12 protein-coding genes are annotated in these 14500 nt (G+C 49.0%); all 12 read left to right on the forward strand.

The annotated features are described in order from the left end of the window. The first annotated feature begins 30 nt into the window (after positions 1-30). The 12 genes from GA520_RS02285 (at position 31) to GA520_RS02340 (ending at position 14419) form a co-directional block, all read left to right on the forward strand. Positions 31-666, forward strand: a complete 636-nt coding sequence (locus GA520_RS02285; RefSeq protein WP_163339965.1) for a tetratricopeptide repeat protein — start codon at positions 31-33, stop codon at positions 664-666. A gap of 4 nt (positions 667-670) precedes the next feature. Beyond that, a complete protein-coding gene (locus GA520_RS02290) occupies positions 671-1807 on the forward strand; it encodes a DVU0298 family protein (protein WP_163339966.1) in 1137 nt (378 codons plus the stop codon). A 2-nt stretch (positions 1808-1809) separates the two neighbouring features. Then, the gene (locus tag GA520_RS02295) at positions 1810-2403 is read left to right on the forward strand and encodes a lipopolysaccharide assembly protein LapB (protein WP_163339967.1); all 594 of its coding nucleotides are present in this window, start codon (positions 1810-1812) and stop codon (positions 2401-2403) included. Positions 2404-2424: 21 nt separating this feature from the next. Next, positions 2425-3090, forward strand: coding sequence for a riboflavin synthase (locus GA520_RS02300; RefSeq protein ID WP_163339968.1), 666 nt, complete (start codon positions 2425-2427; stop codon positions 3088-3090). A 49-nt stretch (positions 3091-3139) separates the two neighbouring features. Beyond that, positions 3140-4348, forward strand: a complete 1209-nt coding sequence (locus tag GA520_RS02305) for a bifunctional 3,4-dihydroxy-2-butanone-4-phosphate synthase/GTP cyclohydrolase II (RefSeq protein WP_163339969.1) — start codon at positions 3140-3142, stop codon at positions 4346-4348. An 87-nt stretch (positions 4349-4435) separates the two neighbouring features. Beyond that, positions 4436-4903: a 6,7-dimethyl-8-ribityllumazine synthase gene (gene ribE, locus GA520_RS02310; RefSeq protein ID WP_163339970.1), complete on the forward strand. Its 468-nt coding sequence runs from the start codon at positions 4436-4438 to the stop codon at positions 4901-4903. Positions 4904-4906: 3 nt separating this feature from the next. Continuing rightward, positions 4907-5335 carry a transcription antitermination factor NusB gene (nusB, locus tag GA520_RS02315; protein WP_163339971.1) on the forward strand — a complete coding sequence of 143 codons (429 nt, stop codon included), beginning with the start codon at positions 4907-4909 and terminating at the stop codon, positions 5333-5335. A 114-nt stretch (positions 5336-5449) separates the two neighbouring features. After that, complete coding sequence (locus GA520_RS02320) at positions 5450-7609, forward strand: DNA translocase FtsK 4TM domain-containing protein (RefSeq protein WP_163339972.1); 2160 nt, start codon at positions 5450-5452, stop codon at positions 7607-7609. 501 nt (positions 7610-8110) lie between these two features. Next, positions 8111-8527 (forward strand): adenylyl-sulfate reductase subunit beta, encoded by a 417-nt coding sequence (aprB, locus tag GA520_RS02325; protein ID WP_163339973.1) that lies wholly within the window; start codon positions 8111-8113, stop codon positions 8525-8527. 68 nt (positions 8528-8595) lie between these two features. After that, positions 8596-10614 (forward strand): adenylyl-sulfate reductase subunit alpha, encoded by a 2019-nt coding sequence (aprA, locus tag GA520_RS02330; protein ID WP_163339974.1) that lies wholly within the window; start codon positions 8596-8598, stop codon positions 10612-10614. Between the two features lie 280 nt (positions 10615-10894). Then, complete coding sequence (locus tag GA520_RS02335; RefSeq protein ID WP_163339975.1) at positions 10895-12151, forward strand: FAD-dependent oxidoreductase; 1257 nt, start codon at positions 10895-10897, stop codon at positions 12149-12151. Between the two features lie 6 nt (positions 12152-12157). Next, a complete protein-coding gene (locus GA520_RS02340; RefSeq protein ID WP_163339976.1) occupies positions 12158-14419 on the forward strand; it encodes a hydrogenase iron-sulfur subunit in 2262 nt (753 codons plus the stop codon). The last annotated feature ends 81 nt before the right edge of the window (positions 14420-14500 follow it).

Here is a 14500-nt window from a genome sequence, read left to right on the forward strand (position 1 = left end):
GGCGTTCCAACAATATATTATAGGTGAGTTATGACTGAACAGCTGAAAGAAGATCTTGAGAAGGTCCTTGAAGAACTTGAAAAGAAATGTGAGCAACATCCGGATTCGGTGATGGCACATCACCACCTTGGACTTGTCTACATGAAAGCAGGCCGTATCGAGGATGCTATCGCTTCTCTTAAGCAAGCTATCAAGATAGATCCGTTGAATGGCGATTCCATGATCAACCTGGGTGCTGTCTATTTTGGTCAGGGCAAGCTCGATGAGGCACTCGAACTGAACCAGCAGGCAGTTGAAGTACAGCCGGAGTCAGCACAGGGACACGCCAATCTCGGACTTATATGGCAACAGCGCAATGAACTGGAAAAGGCAATTGCGGCTTATGAAAAGGCGTTGCAGTATGATCCGAAACTGGTATCTGCCTGGTTAAACCTCACATCGGTACTTACCATGCGAGGTGATGATGAAAGGGCTATTAAAGCTGCCAGGAAAGGGCTGGAAATCGAACCGGATTCTCCACTGGGCCACAATAACCTTGCTGTAGCCCTCTACTTTAGCGAACAATTCCAGGAAGCATTAACCCACATGAAGAGGGCCAAGGAACTAGGCTATTCTGTTGATCCAACCTTTGCTGCAAGACTGCAGGAACAGGCCGACCAGGCATAAACGGATGAGTGAAAAAATCAAGAATCCCCCCTGGTGTCCTTTCTGTGGTCACAAGGTTGGGAAACCTGTTGAGGCTCCTCATCGAAAACTTGGAGAGTTTCCGGTTGGCCAGTGTAGTTGCGGAGCTGTTTTTGCCTGCGATGTTACCGGTCATAATGTCGGAGCTGCCATGGTGGAGGCTCTTGTATATGCCTGTAACGAAAACTGGGATTTCGCCTGGGAACTTTTGCCGGAAGACGATTACCTGACGGGACGTATCGAAAATTACGATGAAGAGAGCCATCAGGTTTTTGATAAAGGCAATGTGGATGGCCGACCGGTGCGGGGGGTACTTTATTTTGTCCGCCTGCATACCGAAATAGCCGAACTGGCCAGACGAATCAAGGACCGTAAAGAACGGGAAGGTGAAGTAGCCGGCGATGTTAACCGTTTGATCGAGCAAAACAAACCGGTTGTCGAGCCTGCACCTGATCCTGGCAGGCCGAAAAAAAAGGCCAACAAACGACTTGTCAAGAAGCTTGTTGATGAGGAAGATGTTGATGAACTGGTGGGCCTCTGCCTTGATGATAGGAAGACGCTGAGGCTCATGCAGCGGCTTCTCTACGCTCCAAGTGATGAGCAAAGGTGGAAGGTCGCATGGTTGATCGGTAAGACCACATCGCGTGTGTCCACACGCGATCCGGGCCAGGTGTCCGAGTTGTTACACAGGATGTTTGAGGCCTGTAATGATTCGGCGGCAACCCACTGGGGAATGGTGGAAACTCTCGGCGCAGTTATATCCGAAAGGCCTGATGTCTTCGGTGCCTTCACCCGTTATTTGTTAAATTTCATTAATCAAGATTCCACGCGCAGTCAGGTTCTTTGGGCACTGGCTGAGATTGCCAAGACACGGCCTGATTTGATACGGGATACTCCGTTTTTCTCACTTTTTCATTTTCTGCAGCATCCGGATGCTGAGGTTCGAGGGATGTTGGTCCGATTGCTTGGGCGCATTAACGCCACTGAAGCGACGATGCAAATGTTGCCGTTAACAGGTGATGAGGCGGAGTTGGTAATCTGGGATGATGGCAGGATGGTATCGACAACTGTTGCCGCTGAGGCGAAAAATGCACTTGAGGCAATTCAGGGAGGTAAAGAGTAAAGATGAATAAGTTGCAAGACATTCAATCTATTGGCCCGATGGCCGGTGGCGACGCAGGAGAGCAAGGCCCGATCAAGACTGAGTATGAGAAGGGTAAGAAGTTGCTTGAACAGGGGAAGCATGGTGAAGCGGCAGTAGCCCTCCACAACGCCCTCCTCGGTTATGAAGAGAAAAATGATGAAGTCGGGATGGCTAACGCGTCCAATCAGCTGGGGCATCTCTGTGTGGCCAGGGAAGATTTTGATAAAGCAGAAGAGCATTATGGCCGGACCAGGGAGTTGTGTGAAAAGCTGGACGACCCGTTGAGCCTTTTTGCTCTGTCCAAGGTCCTTGTTGATGTGTATATTGGCCAGAAGAAATATGACAAGGCGATCAATACCTGTCTTGATAATCTCGATGTATACCGCGGCAACAACGATCCGCGTGGTGCTATCGAAGTAATGGAAAAAATGGCGGATATCTACCTCCTTGCCGGTCAAAAGGATAAGGCAGCCGATACCTGCATGACCATTGCTTCTATCCATCGCAATTTTAAACACGCGGGCATTGCGGATTCGTTTGAGAAGAAAGCTGCTGAGTTGAAAGAAGCTTGTTGATTGACTGGAGAATAAGCGGCAATGTTTACGGGGATTATTGAAGGAAAAGGGAGACTGCTCGCCAAACGTACAGCGGGAGGAGGGCTCGCCTTTGATCTCGAGGCCGGATTTGACCTTGCCGATCCGAGTGAGGGGGAATCTATTGCCTGCAGTGGCGTCTGTCTTACCGCCTATAATATTTCCGGTCGCAGGTTTAGTGCCGATGTCTCTCCTGAAACACTGTCGAGGACCAAACTCGGAAAGCTTGCGGTAGGAGACAGTGTGAACATGGAGCGTGCTTTGCGTCTTTCCGACAGGCTGGGCGGGCATATGGTTTCAGGCCATGTCGATTGTCTGGCAGAAGTGAGACAGCGAAAGGAACTGGGGGACTATACTCTCTTTTCCTTTATGGTGCCTGAGCAGGTAAGTCGGTATATCATTGAGAAAGGCTCGATCACTATCGATGGGATCAGTCTTACTGTCAACAGCTGCTCCCCGGGCAGATTTGAGGTTTCCATTATCCCGCACACCCTGAAGGTGACCACACTCGGTGACTTGAAAGGCGGGCATCCTGTCAATATCGAAGTTGATGTTGTCGGTAAATATATAGAGAATCTTTTGCTTGCGGGTAAAGGGCCTGCCGTATCCGGCGGGACCTCCAGGCAGGAGATTACCCCGGGTTTTCTTGCTGAAAACGGTTTTTTGTAAACTGCTTTTTGCCTATCCGGGAATGAATAAATACTACAAGTGGTACGATATGACTATTAGTCCGATTGAAGAAGTTGTTGAAGATATCAAGGCCGGAAAGATGGTTATCCTGGTCGATGACGAGGATCGGGAAAATGAGGGTGATCTCTGTATGGCGGCCGAGTGTTGTACGGCCGAGCATATCAACTTTATGGCTACCCACGGCAGGGGTTTGATTTGTCTCACTCTCACACCGGACCTTGTCGACCAGCTTGAGCTGCCGATGATGGTCTCCAACAACAAGTCGCCTTATGGAACCGGCTTCACCATAAGTATTGAAGCGCGAACGGGTGTTTCCACAGGTATTTCGGCAGCAGACAGGGCCCGGACCATTGAAGCGGCTGTTGCCCCGGATGCCAAGCCGCGGGATATTATCAGCCCGGGTCATATCTTTCCGCTCAGGGCGCGTGAAGGCGGAGTGTTGGTCCGCACCGGGCAGACAGAGGGTTCGGTTGATCTGGCGCGACTTGCAGGTATGAGGACTGCCGGGGTTATTTGTGAGATCATGAAAGATGACGGTACCATGGCCCGGATGCCGGATCTTAAGAAGTTTGCCCAGGAGCACGGCCTCAAGATAGCCACCATTGCTGACCTTGTTGCTTACAGGCTACGTGAAGATGTACTCGTCCGCAGGCAGGTGGAAGCAAGAATTCCGACTGAACATGCCGGGGAGTTTAAGGCCATCGTCTATAAAAACGATATGGACGGTTTCGAACATATGGCCCTCGTCAAGGGTGATATCAGTAAACAGGATCAGGTCCTGGTACGTGTTCACTCTGAATGTCTCACGGGTGATGTATTTGGCTCGGCTCGCTGTGATTGTGGTTTGCAACTGAGTGCTGCAATGAAAATGGTCGAGCAGGAAGGTGCCGGTGTCATTTTATATATGCGTCAGGAAGGACGCGGGATTGGTCTGGTCAATAAGCTCAAGGCGTATAATCTTCAGGATGAAGGGCTTGACACCGTTGAGGCCAATCTGAAACTCGGTTTTGGCGCAGATCTTCGCGATTATGGTATCGGTGCTCAGATACTACGTGACCTGGGGGTTAAGAAAATGGCGCTATTGACCAACAACCCGAAAAAGATAGTTGGTCTTGAAGGCTATGGCATCGAAGTAGTGGCCCGTTATCCTATCGAGATCCCTGCAGGTGATGAGAACAAGGGGTACCTCATGTGCAAACGTGACAGGATGGGACACCTGATAGAAGTCGACGATTAAAGGTATATCAAAAAAATTATAATATATTCTGCATAACCGGTGCGCCAGCTTGTGGTGCGGTTGTGGAACTATTGAGGTGCAAAGACAATGGCAAATTATATTGAAGGGAACCTGAATGCCGATGGCAAGAAATTCGGTATCATCGTGGCGCGTTTTAACTCGTTTGTCTCCGACAAACTGCTTGAAGGAGCGATCGATGCGCTGGTGCGATCCGGTGCTGCTGATTCTGATATAGATGTCGTAAGGGTTCCGGGCGCATTTGAATTGCCTCTGGTTACCAAGAAGCTTGCCGGTACCCAGAAATACGATGCTGTCATTACTCTTGGAGCGGTTATCCGTGGTGCCACCCCGCACTTCGACGTGGTTGTCAATGAGGCATCTAAAGGCACGGCGCAGGTGAGTCTTGAGTCAGGTGTGCCTGTACTGTTCGGTGTCCTGACCACTGAAACCATCGAGCAGGCTATTGAACGCAGCGGCACAAAGGCCGGAAACAAAGGAGCCGAAGTCGCTGTGGCCGCTATTGAAATGGCGAACCTGATGGCGAACCTGGACTAGAATATGGGAATTCGTCGTAAAGCGCGTGAGGCGGCACTGCAGTTTCTCTTCCAGGAAGATTTCAAGTTGGAAGAAAATGGCCATAGCCGTGAGAATCTTCAAGAGCGATTCGCAGGGTTTTGTACCATGTATCAGGTGAATCGCCAGGCGAGGCCGTATGCCCTGACCTTGCTCACAGGTGTGGTTGAATCAAGGCAGCAGGTGGATGACCTGATCGGCCAGGCAGCCAGTAACTGGCGACTGTCCCGTCTTGCTGCCACTGACAGGAACATCCTTCGCCTTGCCGGTTGGGAAATGATGCAGGATAACGATGTTCCCGATCAGGTGGCTATAAACGAAGCTGTTGAAATAGCTAAACGATTTGGTAGTAAGGAATCCCCCTCTTTCATTAACGGTGTTCTCGACGCCGTAAAGACGGTGCTGCGCTCCTGATTGGCGGGTAGAAAAGATAGCGGGCCTTGCAATTCGATCCATTTCCGGGTACACATTGCACGGTTAGCCCCTTCTTTTATTAATCCGATTCCATCAGGAGCATTCGGCACCCATATGAGCCAGAAAAATGAACAGACACGTCCCGGGTTCAAGCAGGAATTCGTGGCTGTGGTCGGCATATTTTTTTCCCTTTTTCTTTTCCTCAGTTTAGTTTCTACCAGCCTTCAAACAGAAGGGAACTGGTGTGGTGACATCGGTCAGTTAGTCTCGCAGGTACTCTTCGGCTTTGTCGGTTGGGGAAGTTACCTGCTGGCAACATTGCTGATGATCATGTCGTTTCTTTTTTTCAGTCCGCGCATGTCCTTTGAAAGGCTGCCTCAGGTCACGCTTGGCCTCACCGGAGCGGTGATTTCCTTTTGTGCCCTGCTTTCAGCCTGGTCTCTCAAACAGCCGGAATGGCTGGAGTGGGGTGGATTCCTGGGGCGATGGACCTTTACCGTTTTGAAGTCTGTTGTCGGTGATGGCGGAACCCTTCTCCTCTTGTCCCTGCTGTTCCTTGTTTCATTAATGTTGTCGGTTCAGTTTTCCCCCTATCAGCTCGCTTCCCTTGTCTGGAGGATCATAAGTGGGTTTTTCGGGCTCATCTTCGGAGGTTTCAGGAGATCTCGGGAAAACCGTGTAAAGCGTAAGGAAGAGAAGAGTGCAAGGATGGCTGTTAGTAAGAATACTACCCTGCAGGCAAAACGGGAGCCCAAGCCGGTTGTCGAGGCCCATGTGCTTCCTGGCGCAGGCGTACCGGTGGTCAAGGAACTTCCTAAGAAAGCGGTTGGCAGTAATGATGATGAGGAGTTTGCAGCCAAGCCGCTGGCAAGGGGTGATTGGAAGCTGCCCCCCCTCTCTTTGCTGAAAAAGAATGATCAGGAGCATGAGGCAATAGACAAGGAAGTCTACTACAAGATTTCCAAGCAGCTCGAGCAGAAGCTGAAAAATTTCGGCGTATCAGGCAAGGTAGTCGGTATATCTCCGGGGCCCGTGGTTACAACTTATGAATTTTCACCGGCACCAGGTGTGAAGATTAATAAAATAGTTGGTTTGGCCGATGATCTGGCGCTTGGGTTGAAGGCAAAATCCGTACGAGTGGTTGGGTCGATTCCTGGTAAAGCAGCGCTTGGAATTGAAATACCAAACGACAACAGACAAATCGTCTATATAAGGGATCTGTTGTCCACGGAAGAGTATCGGAATACAAAGTCAAAATTGACTGTTGGTCTTGGGCTTGATGTTGTGGGCAACCTGGCCATGGGGAATCTCGCCAAGATGCCGCATCTTCTTATTGCCGGTGCCACCGGTGCAGGAAAAAGTGTCGGTATCAACACGATTATTGCCTCAATCCTGTATAATGCCACGCCGGATGAAGTCCGTTTTTTGATGATTGACCCGAAACGCATTGAGCTTTCTGGTTATGAGGGCATTCCCCACCTGTTACACCCGGTGGTCGTCGACCCCAAGCTTGCTTCGCGGGCCCTGAACTGGGCAGTGCGCGAGATGGAGCGACGGTATCGTGCACTGGAAGAAGCCAAGGTCAAGAGTTTTGATTCCTATAACGAAACGGCAGAGGAGAAGATGCCGTATATCGTTGTCATCGTCGATGAGCTTGCAGACCTGATGATGGTGGCTTCAAAAGACGTCGAGGCTGCCATCGCCAGACTCGCCCAAATGGCAAGAGCTGCAGGTATTCATCTGATTCTTGCCACCCAGCGCCCCTCTGTGGATGTCCTCACCGGACTTATCAAGGCCAATTTCCCGACCCGTATTTCCTTTAAGGTTTCTTCCAAAATCGATTCGAGGACAATTCTGGATAACAGCGGGGCAGAACACCTTCTCGGTGCCGGGGATATGCTTTATCTGGCTCCGGGCAGTTCGAATCTGGAACGAATTCACGGGGCCTTTATCTCTGAAAAAGAAACTGCCTCTATAGTTGATTTCTTAAAGAAACAAGGTGCGTCGAGTTATGACGATTCCATTATTGAGGAGATAGAGAAAGAGGCCAATGGCGGTGATAACGGTGAAGAATCAGACTACGATGAAAGGTATGACGAGGCAGTTCAGGTTGTGACAGAATCGGGCCAGGCATCCATCTCCATGCTGCAACGTCGACTCAGGGTAGGTTATAATCGGGCTGCACGGATGATCGAGGTGATGGAGAAGGACGGCATTGTCGGACCTGCTGATGGGGCGAAACCACGGGAAGTTCTTGCCCGGGGAGATTACTAGCCGAAGTCCGAATGAATAGTTTGTCGATTTGGCTCTGATCCACGAATTGCTTGACATTTAGTTTTGTAATGTCCGTACCTGATCATTCACAGTATTAACCAAAGGTTAGCCCATGGGCTGCCATCTTCTGCGGTGTTTTGGCAGTATATATAGCCTGGATGGTGTGCTGCCCAAAATATACCTTCCGGTACCGCCTGAACTGATGTGGAAGTCGGACTTGTTGTGCAAAAGTGAGAAATTTGAATTCTCTTGACAATTACCAGGCAACAAATTATAAGAAAAGTCTTGGAATAAATGAGTAGTCATTCATTGAATTCCTCTTGTGTTACTTAATGTTACAACTATAGGTATTAATTGGCTTTCCGGTACCCTTTAATAAATGATTCAGAAGGTTGTCGGATTGTCGGGTTTTGAAGATTTTTGCTGTATATAGTGTATAGGCTAGCTGGTCGTACTTTTGATGCGGCCACAACAGTTAAAACAAACTGAGGAGGTAGTTTAATGCCAAGTTATGTAGATCCTGAAAAATGTGACGGTTGCAAAGGCGGTGACAAGACTGCATGTATGTACATCTGTCCGAACGACCTGATGGTTCTGAACACGGCAGAGATGAAGGCTTATAACCAAGAGCCGGATGCATGCTGGGAGTGTTACTCCTGTGTTAAGATCTGTCCGCAGGGCGCAATCTTCGTACGTGGTTATGATGACTTTGTGCCGATGGGCGGCCAGGTTCATCCGATGCGTAGTGCCGATTCCATCATGTGGACTGTTAAGTTCCGTAATGGTGCCATGAAGCGTTTTAAGTTTCCTGTACGTACAACAGCTGAGGGTGCTGCAAACGCTTATGCTGGTGAGACAGGTGCTAATCTGGACGACGAATGTCTGCTTCTTGAGGCTGACCTTCCCACACCGAAGTAATCGGACGACCAGATACGTAAACCAGTAACCAAAATCTTTAGTATTCTAGCATATAAGGAGATTTAAATATGGCATTACCAAATAAACCCAAAGGTGAATTAGTTGCCGTAGTTGATCCTGAGATTGTAGAGCATGATGTAGATGCTCTGATTATCGGTGGTGGTATGGCAGCTTGTGGTACCGCTTTCGAGATCAAGAAGTGGGCACCGGCTGACATGAAAATCGTTCTCGTAGACAAAGCATGTCTCGAGCGTTCTGGTGCTGTTGCTCAGGGCCTTTCCGCAATTAACACCTACATCGGTGAGAATCCGATTGAAGACTACGTCAAGATGGTTCGTAATGACCTGATGGGCGTTGTACGTGAAGATCTTATTTATGACTGTGGTCGTCACGTAGATGAGTCTGTAAAGCTGTTCGAAGAGTGGGGTCTGCCCGTATGGAAGAAAGATGCAGACGGTGAGAACCTCGACGGTGCGAAGCCTGCACCGAGCCTGCGTGAAGGTGGAACCCCGGTTCGTACCGGTCGTTGGCAGATCATGATCAACGGTGAGTCCTACAAGTGTATTGTCGCTGAGCCTGCCGCTACCGCACTGGGCGCTGACAATATCATCGAGCGTGTTTTCATTGTAAAGCTCGTACTTGACAAGAACAAGCCGAACCAGATCGCTGGTGCTGCTGGTTTCTCCACCCGTGAGAACAAAGTTCACATCTTCAGATGCAAGACCGCTGTTGTAGCATGTGGTGGCGCAGTAAACATTTTCCGTCCGCGTTCTACTGGTGAAGGTAAAGGTCGTGCATGGTATCCTGTATGGAATGCTGGTTCCACCTACACCATGTGTGCTCAGGTTGGTGCTACCCTGACCATGATGGAAAACCGTTTCACGCCTGCTCGTTTCAAGGATGGTTACGGACCGGTTGGTGCTTGGTTCCTGCTGTTCAAAGCCAAAGTTGCTAACGGCTTGGGCGAGTTCTATGCAATGGGCGATGCAGCCAAAGAAGAGCTTTCAAAGTTCATGCCTTACGGTCAGTCTCCGGTTACCCCGACCTGTCTGCGTAACCACCTGATGATTGAAGAGCTGAGAGCTGGTCGTGGCCCGATTTACATGGCAACCGACGTAGCCCTGAACGCTTTCCTTGACGAGCGTAAAGAAGCTGGTATGGACGACAAGTCCCTGAAGAAATTCTGGAAACACCTCGAGTCTGAGGCTTGGGAAGACTTCCTGGATATGTCCGTTGGTCAGGCCGGTCTGTGGGCTGGTATGAACATCGAGCCTGAGAAAGTAGGTTCTGAGATTATGCCTACCGAACCGTACATGCTCGGTTCTCACTCAGGTTGTTGTGGTATCTGGACCTCCGGTCCTGAAGAAGACTGGGTACCCGATGTACAGAACGATTCCCGTTCACACAAGTACAAGTGGGGCTACAACCGCATGACCACCGTAGACGGACTGTTTACTGCTGGTGATGGTGTTGGTGCATCCGGACATAAATTCTCCTCCGGTTCTCACGCTGAGGGACGTATTGTGGCGAAACAGATGGTTAAATTCTGCCGTGACAATGCTGACTTCACACCTGAGCTTTCTCAGACTCCGCAGGAACTGGCTGATGAGATCTACGCTCCGGTTAAGCGTTACAACGAGTTCGTAGGCGCTTCTACTGCTGAAGATGTCAACCCGAACTACTGTAAGCCTGCTGGTATGATGATGCGTCTCATGAAAGCTACCGATGAGTATGGTGGTGGTGTTGCTACCTATTACATGACTTCCGGTAAGCTTCTGAACATCTGTCTCGACCTTCTCCAGCTTCTCCGCGAAGATGCTGAGAAGATGGGCGCTGGTGACCTCCATGAGCTGATGAGAGCTTGGGAGAACTACCATCGTATCTGGTGTGTTGAGACCCACATCCGTCATATCGAGTTCCGTAAAGAATCCCGTTACCCGGGCTTCTACTACAGGTCTGACTTCCCGACTTGTGATGACGAGAACTGGAAGTGTTTCGTTAACTCCACCTTCAACCCAGAGACAAAAGAGTGGCTCTGTGAGAAGGTTGAGGTTGTTAACATCGTCGAGACCGAGCCCTGGATCTAATGAGACAAGGTTACCAATCTTGATATGATGTAGTGAAAATCTCCAGGAATCCTTGTGATTCCTGGAGATTTTTTTTGTTTCATCGACTTTTACCTTGTGCATGCCAAAGAGGCCCAATATTTCTGTGCCATGCACAAGTTAAAAGAATTTCACTGTGCTAAAAAATCTGGTACTAATTACAGCCGGTCCAACAGTTGGTGGTGTGAGATCATTGATTCGTTCAGAGTATTCTTGCATGCCAATAGCACAATATATTATTCAGTAATTATGGAGGAAAGGTATGACTGACGAGCAAGGCACCAGCGGTGCAGTATTGGTCGTAGGCGGAGGAATCAGCGGGCTGACAAGTGCCCTTGAAGCCGCCGAAGTCGGAAACGATGTGTTTCTGGTTGAAAAAAGCCCTACCTTTGGTGGAAGGGTTGCTCAGTTAAATGAGTATTTTCCAAAGATGTGTCCGCCAAGTTGTGGTCTTGAGATTAACTTCCGTCGTGTGAAGGATAACCGGAAAATCCGGACCTATACCATGACAACAGTTAAAGGGGTTACCGGTGGGCCTGGAAATTATGAGGTTACACTTGAGGTTGCACCGAGATATGTTAACAGCAACTGTACCGCTTGCGGCGACTGTGCTGATGCCTGTCCAGATGAAATCGACAACGAGTTCAATCTTGGTCTCAACAAAAGTAAGGCTGCCTATTTACCACATGAGATGGCTTTCCCGCGCAGATTCGTTATTAACAAGGATGCCCTTTCTGCAGCAGGTGCAGACGCAGTAAAGGCAGCTTGTAAATATAATGCAGTCGATCTCGATATGCAGACCGAAAGTGTAACAGTACAAGTTGCATCGATTGTCTGGGCCACAGGCTGGACTCCATATGATGCTACCAAGATGGAAACCCTCTCTTTTGGTTCTTCTGATGCAATCGTTACCAATATGATGATTGAGAGGATGGCAGCCCCGAGCGGACCAACAGGTGGTAAAATTGTTATTCCAAACAGTGACAAGGAAATCGAGTCTATCGGTTTTGTTCAGTGTGCTGGTTCAAGGGATGAGAATCATCTCGAATATTGTTCGCATATCTGCTGTATGGCAACATTCAAGCAGATGACCTATGTGCGTGAGCAGTATCCTGATGCCCAGATTTATGTTTTCTATATTGATCTCCGTACCCCGGGTAAATACGAGAAATTCCGTGAAGCCCGTATGGCAGATGAAAAAGCAACGTTCATTAAAGGTAAAGTAGCCCAAATTATTCCCGAGGCGGATGGTGTGACCCTGGTAGCGGAAGACACCCTCACCATGGAGAAAATTTCCCAGAAGGTTGACCTGGCAGTTCTTGCAACCGGTATGCAGCCGTCACTCGATGTTCAGGGAGCACCCGTTGACCTGACCATGGACAGCAACGGTTTTGTGATCACCGATGCAGAAAAAGGTATGATCGCAGCGGGCTGTGCAAAAAAGGCCTCAGACGTTGTGACCACTACTCAAAATTCAACTGCAGCTGCCTTGAAGGCAATTCAGGTTTCCAGGAGGTAAGGATCAATGGATAAAAATATTTGCGCATATTTATGTTCTGGGTGCGGAATCGGAGATGCGCTCGATATGGAGGCACTTTCCGAAGTTGTTAGCGGCGAGATGTCTACCGAGTGCAAAACACATGAGTGCCTTTGCGGTGCGGAAGGTAAAGCACTTTTGCAGGCTGATGTCGCTGGTGGTGTGAACACCGTTGTTATCGGTGCCTGCTCTCCTCGTGTTATGACCGAAGAATTTAATTTTGGTGATGATAAGATCACCGTTCGTGCCAACCTGCGTGAGCAGGTAGTATGGGCTGAAGTCAAGCCTGGAGAAGGTGAAGAGCCGCCTGCAGAAGCCGCAGAGTTCTTACAGGAAACCGCCTCAGACTATATGAGAATGGCCTGTACTCGTGCTGCGAAGACTGAAATTGCCGAACCATGGGAAGTAGAAACCCTGGACCGGACCATTATGGTTATGGGTGGTGGTCTTGCCGGTCTGACTGCTGCAAAAGAAGCAGCTGCAGCAGGATACGATGTACTGGTTGTTGAAAAAGAAACAGATCTTGGTGGGAAGGCCAAGGGGTGGAGACAATCATTTCCGTCAAAAGCCCCCTGGACAGATCTTGAAGAGAATCCGGTAGAAGCATTGGTTGCAGAGATTTCAGCCAACGCTAAAATTACCGTCAAAACCGGTACTGAAGTTGCACGTATAGCAGGTGCACCAGGTGCTTTTAAGGTTTCTTTCAAGGCCGCTGGTTCCACCAGTGAATGGGATGCTCCAGCCAAGGTTACTGTTGATCAGCAGGATGCTATTGATAAAGGTGAAGCTGAAGATCCGAACGCCGGACTCCAGAATTATATGGCCGAAGACAGTGCAGCTGTCACCGTCGGCGCAGTTGTTCTGGCAACTGGCTGGAAACCTGCTGATGTCTCACAGTACGAGCATCTCGGTCATGGCACTGTTAAGAATGTTGTAACAAATGCTGAATTTGAGAAACTGGCCAAGGAAGGTAAAGTACCAGCAAATGTGGCATTTATTCAGAGTCCCGGCGGTGCAGAGCACGATAAGGACTTTCCTTACTGTAACTCTGTAACCTCCATGGTAGCGTTAAAACAGGCTCAGTATGTATGCCAGGATAATGAAGAAGGGAAGGCATACATCCTGTACCAGCATATGCGCACCCCTGGACATATGGAGTTATTCTATAAATCTGCCCAGGAGAACGATGGTATTTTCATGACCAAGGGTAACGTTACCCAGGTTAAACAGTCAGGTAGCATGGTAAAAGTTGCTGTTGAAGAAACCTTGCTTGGTGAAGCTCTCGATCTCGAAGTTGACATGGTTGTACTTGCTGCTGGTATGGAGCCGACAACCTTACATGAAAACTCAATTAATCTCGCTTATCGTCAGGGTCCTGCTTTTAACGATCTCGAACTATTTGACGGTTATGCAGATTCTCATTTCATCTGTTTTCCATACGAAACACGAAGAACAGGTGTTTATGCCTGTGGTGGTGTCCGCAAGGCTGTGACCATGGATGAAACCATTGATGACGCGACTGGTGCAGCGCTGAAAGCCATTCAGTGTCTTGAATCCACTGATCGTGGCGTTTCCGTTCATCCTCGATCTGGTGATACGACCTATCCGGAATTCTTCATGCAGCGCTGTACTCAGTGTAAACGCTGTACTGAGGAGTGTCCGTTTGGTGCCCTTGATGACGACGAGAAAGGTACACCGCTGCCAAACCCGACTCGCTGTCGTAGGTGTGGTACCTGTATGGGTGCCTGTCCTGAGAGAATCATCGGTTTTAAAGACTACAATATTGATTTGATCGGTTCCATGATCAAGGCTGTTGAAGTTCCGGAAGACGATGATGACAGACTGCGCATCATTGTTTTTGTCTGTGAGAACGATGCGTATCCTGCACTTGATATGGCAGGAATGAAGCGTCATGGTATCAACCATATGGTACGTTTCATACCGGTTCGATGTCTTGGTTCCGTTAACATGGCCTGGATCCGTGATGCCCTTTCAGCAGGTATGGATGGTGCGATGTTGCTTGGATGTACATACGGTGATGACTATCAGTGCCACTTTGTTAAAGGTTCTGAAATCGCCAACAAGCGTATGGAAAACATCGGCGATACTCTGTCTACTTTGGGTCTTGAGTCCGAGAGATGTGCCACCAATCAGGTGGCCATCACTGATTACGATAAGATTCCGCAGATTATCAATGATTTTGTGGAAGAAATCGTAGAAATGGGGCCAAACCCATTCAAAGGTTTCTAACCTGTTGATTATCAATAACTATTATCGCAGGGGATGTTCCCTGCGATTCTTCAATACCCAGATTTACAGAGTCTGCTAAGT

The organism is Desulfopila sp. IMCC35008 (assembly GCF_010646885.2).
Taxonomy (GTDB): domain Bacteria; phylum Desulfobacterota; class Desulfobulbia; order Desulfobulbales; family Desulfocapsaceae; genus Desulfopila.

Coding starts and splice junctions, on each gene's coding strand:
- aprB (WP_163339973.1), top strand. CDS start 8,111: ATGCCAAGTTATGTAGATCCTGAAAAATGTGACGGTTGCAAAGGCGGT.
- aprA (WP_163339974.1), top strand. CDS start 8,596: ATGGCATTACCAAATAAACCCAAAGGTGAATTAGTTGCCGTAGTTGAT.
- GA520_RS02300 (WP_163339968.1), top strand. CDS start 2,425: ATGTTTACGGGGATTATTGAAGGAAAAGGGAGACTGCTCGCCAAACGT.
- GA520_RS02335 (WP_163339975.1), top strand. CDS start 10,895: ATGACTGACGAGCAAGGCACCAGCGGTGCAGTATTGGTCGTAGGCGGA.
- nusB (WP_163339971.1), top strand. CDS start 4,907: ATGGGAATTCGTCGTAAAGCGCGTGAGGCGGCACTGCAGTTTCTCTTC.
- GA520_RS02305 (WP_163339969.1), top strand. CDS start 3,140: ATGACTATTAGTCCGATTGAAGAAGTTGTTGAAGATATCAAGGCCGGA.
- ribE (WP_163339970.1), top strand. CDS start 4,436: ATGGCAAATTATATTGAAGGGAACCTGAATGCCGATGGCAAGAAATTC.
- GA520_RS02295 (WP_163339967.1), top strand. CDS start 1,810: ATGAATAAGTTGCAAGACATTCAATCTATTGGCCCGATGGCCGGTGGC.
- GA520_RS02290 (WP_163339966.1), top strand. CDS start 671: ATGAGTGAAAAAATCAAGAATCCCCCCTGGTGTCCTTTCTGTGGTCAC.
- GA520_RS02285 (WP_163339965.1), top strand. CDS start 31: ATGACTGAACAGCTGAAAGAAGATCTTGAGAAGGTCCTTGAAGAACTT.
- GA520_RS02340 (WP_163339976.1), top strand. CDS start 12,158: ATGGATAAAAATATTTGCGCATATTTATGTTCTGGGTGCGGAATCGGA.
- GA520_RS02320 (WP_163339972.1), top strand. CDS start 5,450: ATGAGCCAGAAAAATGAACAGACACGTCCCGGGTTCAAGCAGGAATTC.